Origin of the sequence: Pseudomonas moraviensis subsp. stanleyae, assembly GCF_036283065.1 — a bacterium.
In the GTDB taxonomy this organism is placed as follows: Bacteria; Pseudomonadota; Gammaproteobacteria; order Pseudomonadales; family Pseudomonadaceae; genus Aquipseudomonas; species Aquipseudomonas stanleyae.
The window spans coordinates 23,842-44,173 of record NZ_JAADJI010000007.1 but is presented as its reverse complement, the minus strand read 5'-3'; the positions used below and the strand labels follow the sequence as shown (position 1 = coordinate 44,173).

At 60.3% G+C, this 20,332-nt stretch carries 18 protein-coding genes and 1 pseudogene; 5 read left to right on the top strand and 14 right to left on the bottom strand.

The features are described 5' to 3' along the window. Positions 1-146 precede the first annotated feature (146 nt). The 7 genes from GXB78_RS13760 to GXB78_RS13730 all read right to left on the bottom strand — a co-directional run bounded on the left by GXB78_RS13760 (position 147) and on the right by GXB78_RS13730 (position 6,823). Positions 147-1,040, bottom strand: coding sequence for a glycine betaine ABC transporter substrate-binding protein (locus GXB78_RS13760; RefSeq protein ID WP_329515777.1), 894 nt, complete (start codon positions 1,038-1,040; stop codon positions 147-149). Between the two features lie 42 nt (positions 1,041-1,082). After that, positions 1,083-1,751, bottom strand: a complete 669-nt coding sequence (locus GXB78_RS13755) for an ABC transporter permease (protein WP_329515776.1) — start codon at positions 1,749-1,751, stop codon at positions 1,083-1,085. A 2-nt stretch (positions 1,752-1,753) separates the two neighbouring features. After that, complete coding sequence (locus GXB78_RS13750) at positions 1,754-2,752, bottom strand: ABC transporter ATP-binding protein (RefSeq protein ID WP_329515775.1); 999 nt, start codon at positions 2,750-2,752, stop codon at positions 1,754-1,756. Then, positions 2,749-3,438: an ABC transporter permease gene (locus tag GXB78_RS13745; RefSeq protein WP_041477901.1), complete on the bottom strand. Its 690-nt coding sequence runs from the start codon at positions 3,436-3,438 to the stop codon at positions 2,749-2,751. Before GXB78_RS13745 ends, GXB78_RS13750 begins: the two co-directional genes overlap by 4 nt. A 323-nt stretch (positions 3,439-3,761) precedes the next feature. Continuing rightward, positions 3,762-4,757, bottom strand: coding sequence for a GlxA family transcriptional regulator (locus GXB78_RS13740; RefSeq protein ID WP_329515774.1), 996 nt, complete (start codon positions 4,755-4,757; stop codon positions 3,762-3,764). Positions 4,758-4,917: 160 nt separating this feature from the next. After that, positions 4,918-5,892: an alpha/beta hydrolase gene (locus GXB78_RS13735; protein WP_329515773.1), complete on the bottom strand. Its 975-nt coding sequence runs from the start codon at positions 5,890-5,892 to the stop codon at positions 4,918-4,920. Positions 5,893-5,929: 37 nt separating this feature from the next. Next, positions 5,930-6,823 carry an amidohydrolase family protein gene (locus GXB78_RS13730; RefSeq protein ID WP_329515772.1) on the bottom strand — a complete coding sequence of 298 codons (894 nt, stop codon included), beginning with the start codon at positions 6,821-6,823 and terminating at the stop codon, positions 5,930-5,932. Positions 6,824-7,222: 399 nt separating this feature from the next. On the opposite strand from GXB78_RS13730, the gene GXB78_RS13725 reads away from it, so the two are divergent. The 3 genes and pseudogenes from GXB78_RS13725 (at position 7,223) to GXB78_RS28170 (ending at position 9,877) form a co-directional block, all read left to right on the top strand. Next, entirely contained in the window at positions 7,223-7,810 is a 588-nt protein-coding gene (locus GXB78_RS13725; RefSeq protein WP_310050552.1) for a GNAT family N-acetyltransferase, read from the top strand. Positions 7,811-7,957: 147 nt separating this feature from the next. Continuing rightward, positions 7,958-9,019, top strand: a pseudogene (locus GXB78_RS28175) (methyl-accepting chemotaxis protein); the annotation flags it as partial. Beyond that, positions 9,014-9,877, top strand: a complete 864-nt coding sequence (locus GXB78_RS28170; protein ID WP_408005131.1) for a methyl-accepting chemotaxis protein — start codon at positions 9,014-9,016, stop codon at positions 9,875-9,877. The pseudogene GXB78_RS28175 and the gene GXB78_RS28170, both read left to right, overlap by 6 nt. Positions 9,878-10,429: 552 nt before the next feature. Here the strand turns inward: GXB78_RS28170 and GXB78_RS13715 are convergent. The 5 genes from GXB78_RS13715 to GXB78_RS13695 form a co-directional block, all read right to left on the bottom strand. Beyond that, the gene (locus tag GXB78_RS13715) at positions 10,430-10,849 is read right to left on the bottom strand and encodes a type II toxin-antitoxin system VapC family toxin (protein ID WP_329515770.1); all 420 of its coding nucleotides are present in this window, start codon (positions 10,847-10,849) and stop codon (positions 10,430-10,432) included. After that, positions 10,846-11,091: a FitA-like ribbon-helix-helix domain-containing protein gene (locus GXB78_RS13710; protein WP_329515769.1), complete on the bottom strand. Its 246-nt coding sequence runs from the start codon at positions 11,089-11,091 to the stop codon at positions 10,846-10,848. The genes GXB78_RS13715 and GXB78_RS13710 overlap by 4 nt, the downstream gene beginning before the upstream one ends. A gap of 195 nt (positions 11,092-11,286) precedes the next feature. Continuing rightward, entirely contained in the window at positions 11,287-12,837 is a 1,551-nt protein-coding gene (locus GXB78_RS13705; protein ID WP_329515768.1) for an FGGY-family carbohydrate kinase, read from the bottom strand. Further along, entirely contained in the window at positions 12,834-14,429 is a 1,596-nt protein-coding gene (locus GXB78_RS13700; protein ID WP_329515767.1) for a glycerol-3-phosphate dehydrogenase/oxidase, read from the bottom strand. The genes GXB78_RS13705 and GXB78_RS13700 overlap by 4 nt, the downstream gene beginning before the upstream one ends. Further along, on the bottom strand, positions 14,426-16,030 hold the full coding sequence (locus GXB78_RS13695; protein WP_329515766.1) for an FAD-binding oxidoreductase: 1,605 nt from the start codon (positions 16,028-16,030) through the stop codon (positions 14,426-14,428). The genes GXB78_RS13700 and GXB78_RS13695 overlap by 4 nt, the downstream gene beginning before the upstream one ends. 188 nt (positions 16,031-16,218) lie before the next feature. On the opposite strand from GXB78_RS13695, the gene gliR reads away from it, so the two are divergent. Then, the gene (gene gliR / locus GXB78_RS13690) at positions 16,219-17,235 is read left to right on the top strand and encodes an AraC family transcriptional regulator GliR (RefSeq protein ID WP_329515765.1); all 1,017 of its coding nucleotides are present in this window, start codon (positions 16,219-16,221) and stop codon (positions 17,233-17,235) included. Positions 17,236-17,711: 476 nt separating this feature from the next. Then, positions 17,712-18,077: a DUF6124 family protein gene (locus tag GXB78_RS13685; RefSeq protein WP_253498857.1), complete on the top strand. Its 366-nt coding sequence runs from the start codon at positions 17,712-17,714 to the stop codon at positions 18,075-18,077. 252 nt (positions 18,078-18,329) lie between these two features. Here GXB78_RS13685 and GXB78_RS13680 read toward each other — a convergent pair whose 3' ends face one another. Together GXB78_RS13680 and GXB78_RS13675 are read right to left on the bottom strand one after the other, a co-directional pair. After that, positions 18,330-18,698 carry a glyoxalase superfamily protein gene (locus GXB78_RS13680; protein WP_065615707.1) on the bottom strand — a complete coding sequence of 123 codons (369 nt, stop codon included), beginning with the start codon at positions 18,696-18,698 and terminating at the stop codon, positions 18,330-18,332. A 176-nt stretch (positions 18,699-18,874) separates the two neighbouring features. Next, entirely contained in the window at positions 18,875-20,332 is a 1,458-nt protein-coding gene (locus GXB78_RS13675; RefSeq protein ID WP_329515764.1) for an N-acyl-D-amino-acid deacylase family protein, read from the bottom strand.

Genomic DNA, 20,332 nt, shown 5'->3' with positions numbered 1-20,332 from the left:
CCGCATAACGACAGGCGAACGGAATGAGCTCATGCCCCAAGGTTCTTGGGGTAAGCGCAACAAACAAGCAGGATTAAGACGGGCCAGCGAGATCTTGCTGACCCGAACATGCTGTAACCGATGGCTAAAACGCCATCGCAGCATAACTAGAGCAAATTATTCTTTTGCAGGAATTCTTTAGCCACCCCCTCAATCGACTCCCGCCCCACATCAACCCGCGAATTAAGCCCCGCAATCGTCCCGTCATCCAGCTTGGAAGACAGCGCATTCAGCAATTCCCCAATCTTCGGATTCGCCTCAAGCACCTTTGTCCGAACAACAGGCGTCAACGCATAACCAGGAAAGAACCCCTTATCATCCTTCAACACCACAAACCCAAACGCCGGAATCCGCCCATCGGTCGACAGCACCAACGCCAAATCAACCTGACCATCCCTAAGCGCCTGGTACGTCAACCCACCATCCATCCGCACAATATTCTTCCGCTCGAATTCAAACCCGTACTCCTCCTGAAGAGGACGCAGCCCATCGGGCCGGGAGAAGAACTCAGCATTCGACGCAAACTTGTACGATTTGCCCGCTTCGATGTTTTTTGCCAGATCGCTGATCGAGACGACGCCATCCTTTTCGGCGTCGACTTTGCGCATCGCTAGCGCGTAGGTGTTGTTGGCTTTGGAGGGGTTCAGCCAAGTGATGCCCTTTTGCGCATCCAGTTCGCTGATTTTTTTGTAGGTTTCCTCTGCACTGAGTTTTTCGGTGACTTTGTTGTAAGTAATCAGGGAGGTACCGGTGTATTCCCAATACACATCGACCTGGCCGTTCTCTTGCGCCGCGCGCAGTACAGATGAACCCAGGTCCGCGCGTTTATCGACCTTGTAGCCGTTGGCGCGCAGCAGTTGTGTGGTCATTTCGGCGACCAGTTGTTGTTCGGTAAATTTCTTGCCGCCGACGACAATTTTGGTATCGGCAGTAGCGTTGCCGACAACACCGGCAACGAGACTAAAGCTGAAGATCAGACTGGCCAGGATTCGATAAATCATCGTGCACCTCATGTTATTGATTTAGGTGAAGGGTGTTCGGATTCATTGGCGTCCGGCCATGCGCAAGCCTCGGGAGACTGCAACGGTTTGAATCAAGCCGCAGCCCAGATCAACGGCAATTGCCAGGAGCGCGGTCGATACGGCGCCGGCGAGCATCATGCCGAAGTCGTTCAGGTCGATTCCGGTGAAGATCAACTCGCCCAGTCCGCCGCCGCCGACCAGGAAGGCCAGCGGTGCGGTGCCGACGTTGATCGCCAGTGCGGTGCGGATGCCGGCGAATATCACGTTCAGTGCATTGGGAATTTCGACTTTCCACAGCGTTTCCCGTGGCGTCATGCCCATGGCTTCGGCTGCTTCGACCAGGTGCTGCGGCACCGCGCGCAAGCCTTCGTAGGTGTTGACCGCGACGGGGAGCAAGGTCGCGACAAACAAGCCGATGATCGCTGCCCCGCTGCCAACGCCGATCAAGCTCATGGCCAAGGCCAACAGCGCGAGTTTGGGAATTGCCTGCCCCACGTTCAGGACCTGCATGCTGGCCATGGCATAACGCTGGTTCGCCGGACGGCTCATCCACACGCCCAATGGAAGCGCAATGGCGATGGCCAACACCCCGCTGACGGCGACGATCTGCAAATGCTGGACGGTCAGGTAACTGATGTCGCCCCAGTAGAACTGCAGCCCCTGCCAGAATCGGTTGAGTAAGTCCGTCATGGTCAGTGCACCGCCGGAGTGATGTTTTCAACCAGACGCGCAAGGATGTCAGCCTGGTGCACATAGCCGATAAAGCGCCCGTCGCTGTCGTTGCAAAGCGCCCAGTCCTGGCCGCGCCCGAGCAGTTGCGAGAGCACCTGGCGCAGGTCATCGCCCGGTTTGACGATCAGGTGCGAGTGCGCCGCGAGGCCGCTGTTGCTGCCGACGATCTGCATGTGTTCGCGCGGCGCAATCTTGCTGACGACGTCCGCCGCGCGCAGCAGGCGCAAGCGTTTCATGATCCGATCGCCGCCCATGAAGTTCGCCACGAAGTCGCTGTTGGGACGGGCCAGCAGATCATCCGAGCTGCCGAACTGCTGGATTTTGCCGTTGTGGAACAGGGCGACGCAGTCGGCCATCTTCACCGCTTCGTCGATGTCGTGGCTGACGAACAACACGGTCTTGTTGACGAGGCGCTGGATGCGCATGAATTCGTCCTGGATCACTTCGCGGTTGATCGGGTCGATGGCGCCGAAGGGCTCGTCCATCAGCATCACCGGCGGATCCGCGGCCAGCGCCCGCGCTACGCCGATGCGCTGCTGTTGCCCACCGGACAGCTCACAGGGATAGCGCTTGAGAAATTTCCCCGGATCCAGCGCGACCACTTCGAGCAACTCGGCTGCACGCTTGCGGCTTTTGTTTTTGTCCCAGCCCAACAGATTGGGCACGACGCAGATGTTTTCCTCGACGGTCATATTCGGGAACAGACCGACTTGCTGGATCACATAGCCGATGGAGCGCTTGAGCGTAACGCTGTCCAGTTCGGACGTGTCGCGACCATTGATTCTGATCGTGCCGGAGGTCGGCGTGATCAGTCGGTTGATCATTTTCAGCGTCGTGGTTTTGCCACAGCCGGACGGCCCGAGCAGTACGCAGATCTGTCCCTCTTCGACATTGAATGAGACATCTTCTACCGCCGTGACAGCGCCGAATTGCTTGTTCAGGTTCTCGATCTGGATCACGTCGTCGCTTCCTTCATTCGGCCGGTGGCCAGTTTGTTCTTGTTCAAGCCGTTGGGCGTCAGCAGGCGCTGCAAGCCGTACAGCGCATAATCGGCGGCGATGGCGATGACACTGATGACGATCGCACCGGCCAGAAGCTGTCGAGTATCCGATTGCGCGATGCCGCGAATGATCAGGCTGCCGAGGCCGCCGGCGCCGATGTAAGCGGCGATGGCTGCGATGCCGATGTTGATAACGGTGGCCATCCTCACGCCGGCCATGATCAGCGGCACCGCAATCGGCAGCTCAACCTTGCGCAGTCGTTGCCCGGTCGACATGCCCATGCCGATCGCGGCTTCCCGCAACGCAGGGTCGATGTTGGCGATCGCCGTGGTGGTGTTGCGGATGATCGGCAACTGGGAGTAGAGAAACAGCGCAATGACCGCCGGCACCACGCCGATGCCGTAGCCGATCTGCGAGAGCGCCGGAATCATCAGCCCGAACAGCGCGGCGGAGGGAATGGTCATCAGAACGGCGGCGAAGGCCAGGACCCAGCGGCGTGTTCTGGGGTGCTGGGAGATGAAGATTCCCACGGGCACGCCGGTCAGAATTGCCAGCCCCACCGCTACCGCCACGATGAACAGGTGCTGGCCGAGCAGCAGCCCGATCAGCCCAGGGTTTTCCAGAATGAAACTCAAGGTTTCCATGAGGGTTGTGCCTTCTGTACGTCATTGTTGTTTTTATCGGTCGCGCATCTGGAGTGAACGCCGTGTCTGGACGAAACAGTACCGCGCCCGTGCAAGCACTCTGAGCTTGGAGTTCGACGATTTCTATCAAAAAATCGACGTGACGCAACCAGCTCGCATGAAGTGCAGTGTTTTGCAGTGATGGCAGATAGTTGTAGGCGCGGTCGTCAAATGAAAAGGCTCGCCGGAGCTCTTCGCTTGGCGGGCCGAGTCATTAGCTAGCTATGGGATTTAGCGGAGTGAGTGGTCCGCAGGTTTTACGGTGGATGTTCCGTGTAAAGGAATCAGGAGTGAGCATCATCAAATTTCCGCCGTTCTTCTCCGGGCGTACAGCCCCAGACACGACGGTAAGCAGCGCCCAGATGTGATGCCGAAACGAACCCGCAGCTGTAGGCAATCGACGCAATGGGCTGGGTACTCTCGCGCAGTAACCGCCGTGCTTCGTTCAAGCGCAGCTCCAGATAGAACTTTTTCGGCGTCATGCCGAAGTGCTGGTGCCACAGACGCTCGAGTTGCCGATGGGACAGGTTGCAGCGGTCGGCAATTTCTTCGATGCCGACGATGTTCTCCAGATTGTTTTCCATGAACGCGATGGCGGCGGTCAGCCGGCGATCGTGAATGCCGAAGCGCCACTGGATCGACATTCGCTGATGCTCTTCCGGCGCACGTATCCGCGCGTGCAGAAATTGCTCGGCGATACTCGCCGCGAGCTGGTTACCGAAATCGAGCGCGATCTGCGCCAGCATCAGGTCAATCGCCGCCGTACCTCCGGCACAGGTCCAGCGGTTGTCATGGTTGACGTAGAGCTCTCGGGTGACTTCGATCGTCGGGAATTCTTCGGAAAACTGGCCGATGGATTCCCAGTGCAAGGTACAGCGCTTGCCTTCCAATAAACCGGCGCGGGCGAGGATGAACGTGCCGGTGCTCAGTGCGCCTACGGTGATCCCGCGCGAAGCGGCACGCTGGAGGAACCGCAGGATTTTCGGTGGTTTCTGATGCTCGATGTCCAGGCTCGCCAGAACAAACACGCGATCCAGTTCCGGCGCCTGATCAACCGGCACGGTGTGGATTTCGATGCCGCTGCTGGAGCTGACCGGTCCGCCCGTTTCAGTCAGCAGGGTCCACTCATAAAGCGTTTTGCCAGACAGCCGATTGGCCGCACGCAGCGGCTCACTGGCACCCGCCAGCGCCATCATGGAGAACTGCGGGAGAATGAGCAGCCCGATTCGCTTGCTCGTACAGTTATTCACAGACGTCGCTGAATCGATGGGGGCTGTCATCGCCGGATCCTTTCATGGGGCCAGCCGTTCGAGCGAACGGCTTTCGACCCGCATGTTAGGGGGTGGGCACGCATTCAGCCAGACAGGACAAGCCCCGCGAGGCTGGGGAATCGCTGAGAGACCTCGATATCCGAGGTCCCGCAGGAGAATGGCGAGCGGATCAGGCCCGTGCGCGGATGGCTTCGTCGATGCTCTGGATCATCGATTTGAACACCGGGTGGTCGGCCTGATTCTGCTGACCATGTTGCATCTTCGAAATGATCAACGCGTGCGGGCCGGCATCGCCCGGATAGTTCTTATGCAGGCGCACGGACTCCGACGGCATGTGCAAAGTGTTGTCAGCGCCGTGAATGATCAGCGCGGGCGGGAAGCCTTTTGCACCTTCGATGGATTGCTCCGGGTCATATTGCACATAGGACTTGTAGGATTTCGCCGTCACGTGGGTGCAGCCCGGCCAACGGTCCGCGCCGCCCGCTTCGGTGTAGCCGCCCAGTTGCTGGTCGACGTAGGCCTGGGTTTCCGGATCCAGCGGGTAGTAGCCGAGTCGGGTCTCATCGGTGCCGGTGTCGAACGGCGGGATCGGCGCGTCATCGGCGAGTTGCGCGATGGCCGCGTCCGCTGCCGCCGGATCCGCGCGCAAGGCCTGCAATTTGCGGATGTTGGTGTAGCTCATCGGCACCCAGAAGCGGATCTGTTCAGCGCCGACCGCGGCGAGTTCAGCCACCGCTCCAAGGCTTGCCACCGAACCCATCGCCCACGAGGCGACCACCGGCATTTCACCGAAATTTTCCCGTGCCCACGCAATGGCCCCCAGCACTTCATCTTTCTGGTCTTCGAGAATGACGTTGGTGATGACTTTATCGCCGGACTCGATGGTGTTACGGATGTGCTTGTTGGAAAAGAAGCCTGCCACGTCGTACGTCATGACCCGATAACCAAGTGCCGCCAGGGCGCGACCGAACAGTTGGCCATACATCGTGACTCCGCCAGTGAAGCCGGAGTTGAAAATCACCGGTGGCAGTTTTTGCGATTCAGCGTCGTGGTGTTCCGGCTGAAAAACCGTGCCTTTTAGGCTGAGGGTTTCATCGCCGTAGTTGACGCTGAAGTTGATGTCTCTTGTTGTAATGTTCGTCATTTCTGAGTGATCTCGAAGTGAGAGGTGTGGGCGTAGATCAACTTGCCAACTGGCCAGACGCTCCTCGCAGAAGTTGGCCAACAGGAATTCGGGTCGCTTGGGAAACATGCAGTGCAACGGCATCAACAAAGTTGAATGCCTCGGTCGGATTGAGCCGCTCGGAATACTTCATCCCCTCGTTGTCTGTTCCGACATGAGGGGCATCGGTGGCTTCCAGCAGGATCTTGTCTGCGCCGACTGCGCGGACGATTTGCGTCACGAAACGAGCGGTTTCTTCGGGACGGCTGCTGGTTCGATAGCCGGGCCCCTTGAAGCACACGTTGCCGCGTACGCTGGCTTCGGCAAGCAGCGCGATCCAGGCAGGCTCGGTGATGCCCCGCTCGGGGTGGCAAGTGCCAAGGTGATCGATGACGACCCGCACATCGCGAGGGATCTGGCGCAGTACGCGCAAATTCGTCTCGGCTTCTTTCGCGTAAATGTGCAGATGTTGATGCGGTTGCAGGCATTGATAAAACGCCAGCCATTGCTCATCGCCGAACTGGGTAGGAGAAACGCTTTCCGGCCGTGCATCGTGCAAAACGATGCGGGCGCCAATCACCTGTGGGTGCGAGAGCCGTTCTTTGGTGGCGTAAGCCGGGTCTGCCTTGAGCGTCCCAACCAATCTCACGCCGCCGTAGCGCTGAGGGTCGACTGCCTGAAGATTCTTGAGTTCGTCAAACGAGGCAAATACGTTTTCCGAGTCCGGCAGAATACTGAGATGGACGTTATTGATCAGCGTCGGAGCAATACCGGCAGCCACCAAGGTATCCAGATAAGCCGTCAGCGAGTGCGGCTCAGGTAATGCATAGGGCAGCGCAGCGGACACTCGGCGCAGGTCTTGCGAAGTAAAAAAATGAACGTGACTGTCTGTTCTTTCAATCAACGGCAGCATGATTTTTGTTTCCTGCACTTGTGCGAAAACAATAATCGCCGCCAGTCTGTCGTCGCTCCCGCCAACTCGACGTCTAGTATCAAAATTTCGCCATGCGCGATTTTGTGAGCAAAGATGTTCTGAGAATCATCGCTTGGTTTTGCAGGTATTGAAGCCGTTAGCGGTTTATGGGTAGCGGCCCGTCAGAAAGCATGGCGAGAAATTGATGCGCCTGTTTCGACATGAATTTTTCTTCACCGCACCCCGCCCCGCGAACCGATAAAATCCCCCCGCTCATTCAAGAAACTACGGTTCGCCCGCGCTCCTAGCGGGCTTTTTTTCGTCTGCCATCCAGCACACCTTGCCGCTCCCCACCATATGCGCGACTCTGCCTGCAGATCCCTCGCCAAGGAGCGCTCGATGCCGCTGTTATCCCTGCCCTGCCCGCGCCTGACACTGGCGATCCTCTCCCCCGATCAGGCCGAGCTTGAAAGCGCGTTCTACCAGCGCAACCAGCGGCACCTGGCGCGCTGGTCGCCCATCCGCACCACCGACTACTTCTCCACCGCCAACATCCGCCGTCGTCTGGAGATCCAGGCCAGTGCCTTCGAAGCAGGCCTGGCGATGCATTTCGCGCTGCTGTCGGCGGACGGTCAGCAGATGATCGGGGCGTGCAATTTCAGCGGGATTATTCGTGGGGCGTTTCAGGCGTGTTATTTGGGTTATCACATCGATGAGGCGCATCAGGGGCAGGGTTTGATGCAGGAGGGGCTGGAGGCGGGGATTGGTTATATGTTCGATGTGCAGAATCTGCATCGGATCATGGCCAATTACATTCCGGGCAATGAGCGCAGTGCGCGTTTGCTTGAGCGTTTGGGTTTTGAGCGTGAGGGGTATGCGAAGGCGTATCTGAACATTGCCGGGCGTTGGCAGGATCATGTGCTGACGGCGCTGGTCAATCCGGGGTTCGAGGCGCCGGATCAGCGGTGGTCGCGGCGCCTGGGTTGAGTTGCACGAAACCTGTCAGACAAAAATCCTTTCAGCTCTCGGGTTTGCGGCCGATACAGACCTGCTAACACCCCTGCTGGCTCAAAAGAACAACAATCTTCCAGCTTAACTGACGACCAAGAAACCCAATGTTTCTGGAGGATTTGCATGAATAGCTGGTTCGGTAACATCAGCGTGAACATGAAACTCGGCCTGGGCTTCGGCCTGGTGCTGGCCCTGACCTGCATTCTGGCGTTGACCGGCTGGACCAGCCTCGGCGGCCTGATCGACCGCAGCAACTGGATGAGCGACATCACCCAGCTCAACGCCGGTCTGACCAAACTGCGTGTGGTGCGCCTGCAGTACATGCTGACCAACGGCGACGAAACCGCCGCGCAGAATGTGCAGACCACCCTGGAAAGTTTCGCCGCGCAGCAGCAGGCGCTGATCAGCAAATTCAAGAGCCCGGAGAACGTCGCGCTGCTCAAGCAGCAGGCGGCGACCATTGCTGAGTACCAGACCTCGCTGAACAAAATGCGCAACGCCTATCGCACCGGCAACAGCGCCCGCGACACCATGAGCGTCAACGCTCAGACCGCGTACAACCTGATCGAATCGATCAGCCAGCGCGTGCAGCAGATGGAGTTGAGCGATCAGCGTTTCGAGCAATTCCAGGCTGTTACTGCGGCCAAGGAAGCGTTCATTCTCGCGCGCTATGAAGTGCGTGGTTACACCGCGACCAGCAATGCCGAGACCGAGCAGAAAGCCGTCGGCCAGATCGACGCGGCCATCGCCAGCCTCAAACCGTTGAACGCGCAATTTGCCGCGACTCAGCAGGATGCCCTGCGCCAATTGGAAACCGCGCTGACCAGCTATCGCAGCGCGTTGATGGCGTACAAGAACGCCAACACCGATGCCGTGCAGGCGCGTAAGGAAATGACCGATCAGGGCACCACCATCGTCGCCCTGAGCGAGCAGTTGTACCAAATCCAGCTTGATCGCCGTGACGCTGAAAGCGCCCAGGCGCGCACCTTCCAGCTGATCAGCACCTTGCTTGCGCTGTTGGTTGGCGTGATTGCGGCGGTGATCATCACCCGTCAGATCACCCGTCCATTGCGCGAAACCCTGGCCGTGGTCGAGCGCATCGCCAGCGGCGACCTGACCCAGAACGTCACCGTCACCCGCCGCGACGAACTCGGCGTATTGCAGCAAGGCATCGCACGCATGGGCGTGACCCTGCGTGATTTGATCAGTGGCATCCGCGACGGCGTCACGCAGATTGCCAGCGCCGCTGAAGAACTTTCGGCCGTGACCGAGCAGACCAGCGCCGGCGTGAACAGCCAGAAAATCGAGACCGATCAGGTCGCCACCGCCATGCACGAAATGACTGCCACGGTGCAGGAAGTTGCGCGCAATGCCGAGGAAGCGTCGCAAGCTGCCGCTGCTGCGGATGGCGAAGCCCGTGAAGGTGACAAGGTTGTGAATGAGGCCATCGCGCAGATCGAGCGTCTGGCCAGCGAAGTGGTGCGTTCGACCGAAGCGATGAGCGTGCTGCAACAGGAAAGCGACAAGATCGGCAGCGTCATGGACGTGATCAAGGCAGTCGCCGAACAGACCAACCTGCTCGCCCTCAACGCAGCGATCGAAGCCGCGCGTGCCGGTGAAGCCGGGCGTGGGTTTGCCGTGGTTGCGGATGAGGTGCGCGGTTTGGCTCAGCGCACGCAGAAATCCACCGAGGAAATCGAAGGTCTGGTCGCCGGTCTGCAAAACGGCACCCAGCAGGTTTCGGCGGTGATGAACAACAGCCGCGCGCTGACCGACAGCAGCGTCGCCCTGACGCGCAAGGCCGGTGTCTCGCTGGAAAACATCACCCGCACGGTGTCGAACATCCAGTCGATGAACCAGCAGATCGCTGCGGCGGCTGAACAGCAAAGTGCAGTGGCTGAAGAGATCAGCCGCAGCATCATCAACGTACGCGACGTGTCCGAGCAGACCGCCGCAGCGAGTGATGAGACGGCAGCGTCGAGTGTTGAGCTGGCGCGGTTGGGTGGTCAGTTGCAGCAGATGGTTAGCCACTTCCGCGTTTGATTTTGGTTTTGCGCTGTAGCTGAAACCAAATCGCGAGCAGGCTCACTCCTACAGGTCCCAGGTCGAACACAAAATCTGTGAACACCTCGGAACCGTGTAGGAGTGAACCTGCTCGCGATGGCGGTGGGTCAATCAAATCACCGTTGTCTGACACTCCGCCTTCGCGAGCAGGCTCGCTCCCACATTTGGATTTGTGTGACTCACCGGATTTTGAGCGCACATCAGAATCCCTGTGGGAGCGAGCCTGCTCGCGAAAGCGGTGGGTCAGCCAAATCAACAGTGCCTGACACTTCGCATTCGCGAGCAGGCTCGCTCCCACATTTTGGATTTGCGTGACTCACCGGATTTTGAACACCACGAAAATCTCTGTGGGAGCGAGCCTGCTCGCGAAGGCGTCGGGTCAATCAAATCACCGTTGTCTGACACTCCGCCTTCGCGAGCAGGCTCGCTCCCACATTTGGATTTGTGTGGCTCGCTGGATTTTGAACACACCGAAAATCCCTGTGGGAGCGGGCTTGCCCGCGAAAGCGGTTTAAATGACAGAGCAAATTTTCAGACCTGCCACGGATTGATCACTTCAATCCCGGAAAACTCGAAATCCCGGACATTGCGCGTAGCAATCGCGGCTCCACGACCTCGGCAGATCGCTGCGATTTGCGCATCGGCCATTGCAATCCCCCGCCCCTTCGCCTCTGCATCGGCTACCAGCGTCGCGTACTCGACGGCCGCGTGCGCATCGAATGGCAAAATCCGCCCGGCAAAATCCTCTTCGAACATTGCCAACGCGTGGGCCTGGAGTTTTTGTTTGCGCTTGCCGGAAGGTAATCGAGCGATGCCGTGCAGTATCTCCGCCACAGTGATCGCGCTGATGGCCAGGTCCATGGCCGGTTGCGCATCCACCCAGGCCAGCACTTGAGCCTCGGGTTCGATGCGCATGAATTCGGATAGAACATTGGTATCGAGCACTATCATTCAGAGAAGTCCACACCGACCGGTTTCTCTGCACGCGCAGGCAGATCGAGGTCGACTCCGCCCTCGGCGCTGAAACGCTGGTGAATCCGACTGCCGAGCCCTCCGGCACGATCAACCTTGGTGAGCGCTCGGCCCAGAATCAGCCGAGCTTCTTCTTCCATGGAATGTCCATTGTGTGCAGCGGTAATGCGCAGCTGCTCCTTGAGCGTCTCGTCAAGGTTTCGAATAGTGATGCTAGCCATGTCGTCCTCCTGCAATCAATGAAATCATTGATTGCAGACTAGCATATTCAGGTCTGATTGGAGTCAGGGCCGCCGACCGGCAGTGCCATCTCAAGTACACCGGGGTGCCCTTGTAGGAGTGAGCCTGCTCGCGATAGCGGTGGGTCAGTAACAGGTAGGCTGACTGACACTCCGCTATCGCGAGCAGGCTCACTCCTACACGGGATATCCGGTGATTTTGCGGATGCTTTGATACAGCGGTTTGAGCTGCCGGTACATGCGCAGGTAGACGTCTTTGTACAGTTGCTGGTAAATCTCCTGCGCCTCGGGTTGTGGATTGAAGACCGCTCCAACCCGGGTCATCGCCGCAATGGCCGATGGAAAATCCCTGTGCAATCCCAACCCCACCGCACAGCAAATCGCCGCCCCCAACCCGGACGCTTCATACACATGCGGACGCTCTGCCGGCAGGCCGAAGATGTTGGCAGTCAGTTGCATGGCGGCGTCGCTTTGTGAGCCGCCGCCGGCGACGCGCAGGCGTTTGATCGAGACTTTAGAGCGTCGCTCAATGTTCTCCATGCCCTGGCGTAGCGCGTAGGCCAGGCCTTCGAGAATCGCGCGGTAAATATGCGCGCGGGTGTGCACGTCGCCGAAGCCGATCATCGCGCCTTTGGCCTCCACGCCCGGTTCGCAGATGCCCGGTGACCAGTAGGGTTGCAGCATCAGGCCCATCGAGCCCGGCGGCACTTCGTCGACCAGTGCGTCGAACAGTTGCTCCGGTTCGATGCCCTGGGCTTTCGCCTGTTGCATCTCGCGCAGGCCGAACTGATTCTTGAACCAGCTGACCATCCAGTAGCCGCGATAGATCATCACTTCGCAGTTGTACTGATCGGGCACGGCCGAGGGATACGGCGGGATCAGCGGGACGATTTCCAGGTAGCGTGAGCGCGTGCTGGTGATGGTCGCGGTGGTGCCGTAGGACAGGCACACGGTGCTCGCATCGACCACGCCGGAGCCGATCACTTCGCAGGCCTTGTCCGCGCCCGCCGCGATCAGCGGCATGCCTTCGGGAATGCCGGTGTGGCGGGCGGCTTCCGCGCTGATGTAGCCGAGGATTTCTCCGGGTTTGTGCAGGGTCGGCAACTGCTCCGGGCGCACCGCCAGCGCCTGCCATTTCCAGTCACGCGGGGCCGCCCATTTCAGTCGTTTGAAGTCGAAGGGCAGATAGCCGACGCAGCACCCGACCGAATCAACGAAGCGCCCGCACAAGCGATGGGTTAGGAAGCCTGAAAGCAGTAAATATTTTTCGGTCGCAGCCCACACTTCGGGCTGATGCCGGGCGATCCAGTTGGCCTCGGCCTGGGCGCGAAAATAATTCACCGTTGCCTTGGCGCCGACCAATTTGAACAGCCAGCCCCACGGCCCTTTGATGCCGCCCTCGACCTCAGCCTGACGTTGATCGAGCCAGACAATCGCAGGGCGCAGCGGTTTGCCGTCGGCATCGACGTTAATTACGGTGCCGCGCTGAGTGGTCAGGGACACCCCGGCAATCTGCGCACGGTCGATACCGGTCTGCTGCCAGAGTTGCTGGCAGGCCTCGCCAAGTTTCGCCCAGTAATATTCCGGATCCTGCTCGGCCCAACCGGGTTGCGTCGAGTAGTACGCCTGCAAGTCGACTTTGCCTTTGCCGAGCAGATTGCCCTGCAGATCGAAGAGCAATGCGCGCACGCTCTGGGTGCCGTTGTCGATCGCTAATAGGTATTTCATGGCGTGATCTCCGGCAAGCCGTGATCGCGTAGCCACAGCAAGCGGTAGCGCTGGATTTCCGCTAGCCAGCGCTCATCATCCCAGGCCAATCGTGGCTGGCACAGCGTGCGGATCGCCGGAAAATAATCCTCGCCACCGCGCGGCAGCAACAGGCCCAAACGGGTGCGACGCAGGAGCAAATCATCCAGATGCAGAATCATTTCCGCCTCGCAGGCGAACGCCAGTTCTGCCCACAAGGTATCGGTGGCGCCAACCGTTTCCAGACCGAGTTCAGCGAGCAATTGCGCCAGCCTCGGCAGGTCTCGACCGTGACGCCCGACCAGGCGCCGCCATTGATGTCCGCTAAATCCTGGAATACTCAGTGGCGGCACAGCGGCAAACACAGGCGCGCCGTCGTCAACGAAGGATCGCCCAAGCATCGCCGCACAAGCCTTGAGCACTTCGATCGCCTGCGGGCGAAACGTGGTCAGTTTGCCGCCGGCCAAAGTCACGCAACCGGGCTCCTGCCACAGCACATGTTCGCGGGTTTCGTTGGACGGTTTGTGCTGATGCGCACCCGCCGCGCTTCCGACCACTGGACGCACGCCTGACCAGGTCGACAGCACATGGTCGACGCCTACTTCGGCGCCGGGAAATTGCTGCTGGCACGCGGCGAGCAGGTAGTCGAGTTCTTCGCTGGAAATGCGTGCGCTCAAGTGGAGATCGTCGCGGTGATCGAGGTCCGTGGTGCCGACCACCGTCGCGCCTTCCCAGGGAAAAACAAACACCGGACGCCGATCGCGCGCATGCAAAAAAGTGAACGCCTGCGCCACCGGCAAGCGCCAGCCCGGCAGCAACAGATGACTACCGCGCAACGGTCGTAATTGTTTGACAGCTTCAGCGGGACGCAAGCGCTCAGCCCATGCACCCGTGGCCACGGCCAGCACAGAGGAGCGCAGTTGCAGCGTCGTGCCGCCCTCGCAATCCTCAACCTGAACCCCGCACACGCGCCCGCCTTCACGAAGCAGTTGCGTGACCCGCACAGCATTGATTATCACCGCGCCGTCAGCTCGGGCCTCGCGCAGTACGCGCATCACCAGCCGCGCATCATCGGTCAACGCATCGACAAAACAGCTGCCGCCAAGCAAACCGTGTTCCTTCACTCCAGGGGCGAGAAACCGCAGTTGCTGCGCGTCATGAAAACCATGGTTGCGCCGCCCCGCCAGCGCGTCGTACACCGAGAGCAATCCGCCCATGACGCGCGGCCCAGGAAAGCCGCCGCGATAGTGCGGCATCATGAAACTCATCGGCTCGACCAGCCCCGGCGCTTCGTCGAGCAGGCGCTGGCGCTCGCGCACGGAATCGCGGGTCAGGCGCCACTGGCCCTTGGCGATGTAACGCAAACCGCCGTGGACCATTTTCGATGATCGGCTGGAGGTGCCCCAGGCAAAATCCCGCTGCTCCAGCAGCAGACAGCGCCAGCCCCGGCGCGCGGCTTCGCGGACAATTCCGGCGCCGCTGATGCCGCCGCCGATGACGATCAGGTCCCAGGTTTGATCCGCCAGCGTCGGCAGCATCTGCTCGCGCCATCGCGCGTTCCATTCCGCCGTCATGGCCGCGACTCTGGCAACAGCGTGCCGGGATTGAGGCGCCCTTCCGGGTCGAAATGTTCGCTCAGCGCCTGCAACGTCTGCATCGCCAGCGGGCCTTTTTCCCGTAGCAGATAGGGCGCGTGATCCTTGCCGACGCCATGCTGATGGCTGATGGTGCCGTGGTGGTCGACGATGATCTGGCTGGCGGCATGTTTGAGCGCCCGCCAGCGCGCCAGCGTCGCGGCATAGTCCGCCGCCGGGCGAAACACATAGGTGGTGTAGATGCTTGAGCCCTCGCCGTAGACGTGCGAGAGATGGGTGAAGACATGCACGCGTTCGCCCTCGGCGGCCAAGGCGTCGCGCAGGCTGTTTTCGATGAGGCTGAGCAAGTGGTTGACGTTGCTCCAGTCGGTGGCGGTTTCGAGGGTGTCGACCACGTAACCGGCGTTCCACAGGTTCTCGCGCAGGTAGGGAAAGCGGAAGCGGTTCTGCGCCCACTTCTTGCCCAGCAGAGTGCCGGTAAACACGCCACCGAAGGCTTTCAGATGCGCGCGCGCCTGTTTCAACGACAGTGCGTTTTGCTGGCGATTGCCGGTCACGCCGAAGGTCAGCAGGCATTTGCCGTCGCCGGCGCCGCGCAGCTTGAGGTACTTTTCCAGCCAGGCGATCTGCTGCGGATGGCCGGCCAGCGCCAGTTGCGTTTCGGTTTCCACCGCGTTGGACAGGCGCAGCATCGACAGCGGCACGCGCGCCTGCGCCAGTTGCCGGATCGCTTGCAGCGCCTGCGGCCAGTCGGGCAGAAACACGCCGTAAAAACGTTCGTCTGCGGGCAACGCACTGACCCGCACCTTGACCTCGGAAATGATCCCGAAACGGCCTTCGCAACCGAGCACCATTTCACGCAGATCCGGTCCGGCCGCCGACGCCGGGAATGTCGGAATCTGCAAAGGCCCGGCGAAGGTTTCCAGGGTGCCGCCGGCAAACAATTGCTCGATCCGCCCATAGCGCAACGACTGCTGGCCGCTGGAACGACTGGCCACCCAACCGCCCAGCGTCGACAGTTCCCACGACTGCGGAAAATGCCCCAGCGTGTAGCCGCGCGCGCGCAATTGGCTTTCCACTTGCGGCCCGCTGGCGCCAGGGCCGAACGTCGCCAACAGGCTTTGTTCGTCGAGGTCGGTCAGGCGATTCATCCGCGCCAGCGACACCGTCAGCACCGGGCGCGCGGATGTCGGCGGATTGATGTGTCCGGCCACTGACGTGCCGCCGCCATAGGGGATCAGGCACAAATCCTGATCATGGGCGAGCGCGAGCAATTGGCGGATCTGCTCGGCGGTTTCCGGAAACGCCACGGCATCGGGATAAGTCCCCAATGCGCCTTCGCGCAACGCCAGCCAGTCCGCCAGACTCTGGCCGCGCGCGTGCAGCAGGCGATCGTGAGTATCGACGCTGTACAAGCGGTGTGGCACCAAGCGCGAGGTCGGCACTTGCGCCAACGCCGCCGCCAACGTCGCATCGGGCAATGCCCGGCCAGCGCCCAAGCGTTCGTCGAGAAATGTCGCGCCCTGGGCCGGCAGTTCGACCACCGTGCCCGCCTCTCCCCAGCCGTTCCAGCGTCGCATGCGTGTGTCCTTTTTTTGCCGTCGGATCAAGCTTGCATACTAGTCAGCGCTGGGAAACTGTCACGGTCACATCCGGCCAGATCCTGTAGCGAATGGCGCCAAACGTCCGGGCATTTACTTTCGTCGGGCAATCCACTTACCTTGCGGCATTCATTCGCTCACGCGCCGTCGATCAAAGGACCGCGACCATGCCATCGCTCGGCTTCACTTCCGTTCCGCCGCTGCTCAAATACCTGCGCCATGCCGAACAGTTGGGCATGGCCATCGAGCCTGCGTTGGCGGCGGCCGGGTTGCAGGCGCAGCAGTTGAGCGACAACACCTTGCGCCTGCCGGGTGAGGTTCACGAGCGCTTGCTGGACTATTTCTGCGAGCACTCGGGCGATGGCTTGTTCGGGCTGCACGCGGCAAATTTCGTCCTGCCCAATTCATGGAGCGTGCTTGGTTACATCACCATGAATTGCGCCACGTTGGGCGATGCGATGAGCCGGATCATGCCGTTCGAAAAACTCGTCGGTGATATGGGCGTCAGCCGCGCCGAGGTGCAGGGCGAGCACGTGCATCTGATCTGGACCTGCCGCTACCAGCGGCCACGGATTCGCCGACATCTGGTGGAAAACGTGCTCGGTTCGTGGCTGCACTACGCGCGCTGGATCGCCGACACGCAGCTGTCGCCGGCCAGCGTGTGGCTGGAGCATGCGCGGCCGGATGAGGTGACGCAGACCCAGTACGAAGCGTTTTTCGGTTGCCCGGTGCTGTTCGGTCAGGCGTATTCGGCGCTGGTGGTGCCGCTGGCGTATTTGCAGTTGCCGCTGCGCCAGGCCGATGCGCAATTGCTGCGAGCCCTGGAAGAACATGCGATGGGTTTGCTGGCGACGCTGGAAGAGGCGTCGCTGGCGCAGCAGGTGAAGAACATTCTGCGCGGTTTGCTCAAGGAGGGCTTGCCGCGCAAGGAGCAAGTGGCGGAACAGCTCAGCGTGTCGGTGCGCACATTGCAGCGGCAGTTGCAGCAGGCCGGGACGTCGTATCAGCAGATTCTCGATGAGCTGCGTCAGGAACTGGCGGAGCACTATTTGCTCAACAGCACGTTGCCGATTCAGGACATTGCGCAGTATCTGGGCTTTACAGAACCGCGTTCGTTTCATCGCACGTTCAAGAGCTGGCGCGGGATACCGCCGGGGGAGTTTCGGCTGCGGAATCGGCGGTGATGCTGATGGCTTCTTCGCGAGCAGGCTCGCTCCCACAGTAGTTCTCGGTTGCCTGCATTTCCGAACTCACCGCCGCCCACCTGTGGGAGCGAGCCTGCTCGCGAAGGCGTCATTCGCCACACCGATTAAACACGTCTTGGCACAACTGTTTAAAACCGCCAGGCATTCCGCGAAACCACCCACAATTCCTTGCGCCGCTGCCTACGCCTGCGCCAGAATCCGCCGGCTTGTGCGCCCCAGACCTCATCGCTACTGTGATTGCGTCACTGCCCATCAGTGATCGGGTTTAGTAGCCCGGAGTATTTGGGGTGCATAGCTCATCAGACAGTCAGGTCTCGCCTGAACTTAATGGTGGTTGTGCGCAGGGCGCCCTCGGGCGCGCCGGTTTCCCAGATCCCCGGTCTACTAACCTGCGCACAGCTGCCTCCACTTTCTTTAGTAGGAAAGCGGTGGCCAGCCAAAATGAGGATCTGGATATGTTCAAAGTAACCCCAAACCCGCCAACCACTGACCCCGCATCGCCCTACGAATCCCCCGACTCGAAGAAATTCCACGAAGCCGCCGACCGCGCCCTCGATCATTACCTCGGCCCATCCAGCGCCGAATTCATGGCCCCGCCCTACAAACCCAACACGCTGTACATGGCCAATCCCGACGCCGACAACGAATCGCTGCTGGCCGATGCCTGCGAAACCCTGGGGTCGGCGACGGTGATGCTCAACGATCAGGCGGGGCTGGTGAACGGCTCGCAGCGCAAGACTTTGCAGGGCATCGCGCAGATTGTGATGGTCGCGGAGATGGCGGTGAATCGCGTGCTGGATCGGTTGGTGCCGACTGATTGAGGATTTTTGGGGGATTTGGTGTGGGCTGGTTTTGGTGGGGTGTCAGGGGTTGCCCTCACCCCAGCCCTCTCCCAGAGGGAGAGGGGGCCGACCGTGCGATGCTCACGAAATACGCCGACCTGAAATGATCGCTGTGAATCCATATTCGACACGGTCGTTCAGGTCGACGTTTGAAGCACGGTCAACTCGGTCGGTCCCCTCTCCCCCCGGGAGAGGGCTAGGGTGAGGGGCTGTTGATCTTGGGCGCCAAGCTCAAAGACTGATCGCATTGGTAAACACCAACCGATTACCAAACGGATCGGCAATGGTCATGTCCTGACTCCCCCAAGGCATCGCCTGAATCTGCGGATGGGAAAACTTATAGTCCTTGGCCATCAGTTGCTGCTGAAACACTTCCAGTTCATCGGTCTCGATACGCAACGCCGAACCCGGGCACGCATCGCCGTGATGCTCGGACAAATGCAGCACACACTCACCGCGCGACACCTGCAGATACAGCGGATAATTCGCTTCGAAGCGATGCTGCCAGTCGATCTTGAAACCGAGAAAATCGACGTAGAACTCGACAGCCTTGGCCTCATCGAAGATCCGCAGGATCGGGGTGGTTTTGCCGAAGCTCATGGGGTGCTCCCTGACTGATTGGCCCCACAGTGTAGACGGGGAGGATGTCAGCAAATCGGCTTGTTGATGGCTTTCTTTAATCTCATAGTGCCATCACCGCATAAAATCAAAACATCGCAGCCGGGCGTACACCTGTAGGAGCTGCCGAAGGCTGCGATCTTTTGGCGTCATTCGAATCAACGAAACCCTTCGCGCAAACTCCCGTCTCTCGGTAAAAACCGCCCTGCCCTCGCCCCATTCGCCTGCCCGTCGCAATAGCTCAACACGCCGTTGACCCAAACCCCGTCAATCCCCTGCGCGGCCCGTTGCGGATCATTGAAATCGGCCACATCCCGCACGGTTTGCGGATCGAACAACACCAGATCCGCCCAGTGTCCTTCACGAATCTCGCCGCGTTCCTGCAAGCCAAAACGCGCCGCCGACAGGCCGGTCATCTTGTGTACGGCGGTGTGCAGCGGAAACAGGCCGACATCGCGACTGAAATGGCCGAGCACCCGTGGGAAAGCGCCCCACAGGCGCGGATGCGGGAACGGGTCTTCCGGCAGTCCGTCAGAACCGACCATCGACAGCGGATGGGCGAGGATTCTTCTGACGTCGGCCTCATCCATGCCGTAGTACACCGCGCCGGCCGGTTGCAGACGTTTCGCGGTTTCTTCCAGCGACAGCTTCCATTCGCCAGCAATGTCGATCAGGTCGCGCCCGCTGACTTCCGGGTGCGGTGTCGACCAGGTGATGGTGATGCGGTGGGCGTCGGTAACCTGCTTCAAATCCAGCGTCGAAGAGCTCGCTGCGTACGGGTAGCAATCGCAGCCGACCGGGTGAGTTTTCGCTGCCTCTTCCAGCGCTGCGAGCAATTGCGGACTGCGTCCCCAGTTGCCGACGCCGGCGCATTTGAGGTGGGAAATGATCACCGGTGACTGCGCGTGGCGGCCGATCTGAAATGCTTCATCCATCGCCTCCAAGACCGGGGCGAATTCGCTGCGCAAATGGGTGGTGTACACCGCGCCGAACGCCGTCAGTTCTTCGGTCAGCTGCATGACTTCATCGGTCGAGGCGTTGAAGGCGCTGGCGTAGGCCAGACCTGTGGATAAACCCAACGCGCCAGCCTCGAGGCTGTCGCGCAACTGCTCGCGCATGGCAGTGATTTCGCCGGGCGTTGCAGTGCGGAACAAGTCGTCGAGGTGATTGCTGCGCAGTGCGGTGTGGCCAACCAGTGCGGCGACGTTCAACGTGGGGTTGGCCGCTTCGACGGCGGCGCGATAGTCGCTGAAACGTGGATAAACAAACGCTGCGGCAGTGCCGAGCAGGTTCATCGGATCCGGCGGATTGCCCTTCAAACTCACTGGCGAAGCGCTGATCCCGCAGTTGCCAACAATCACCGTGGTCACGCCCTGGCTGAGCTTGGGCAGCATCTCGGGCTGGCGGATGACCACGGTGTCGTCGTGGGTGTGCACGTCAATGAAACCCGGCGCCAGCACCCGGCCGGCGGCGTCGATTTCTTCCGTGGCGCGGGCGTCAGGCAGATCGCCGATACGCTCGATGCGACCATTGAGAATCGCCACGTCTGCGCGGTAGCCCGGCGTGTTGCTGCCGTCGATGACCAGGGCATTGCGGATCAGGGTGTCGTACTGCAT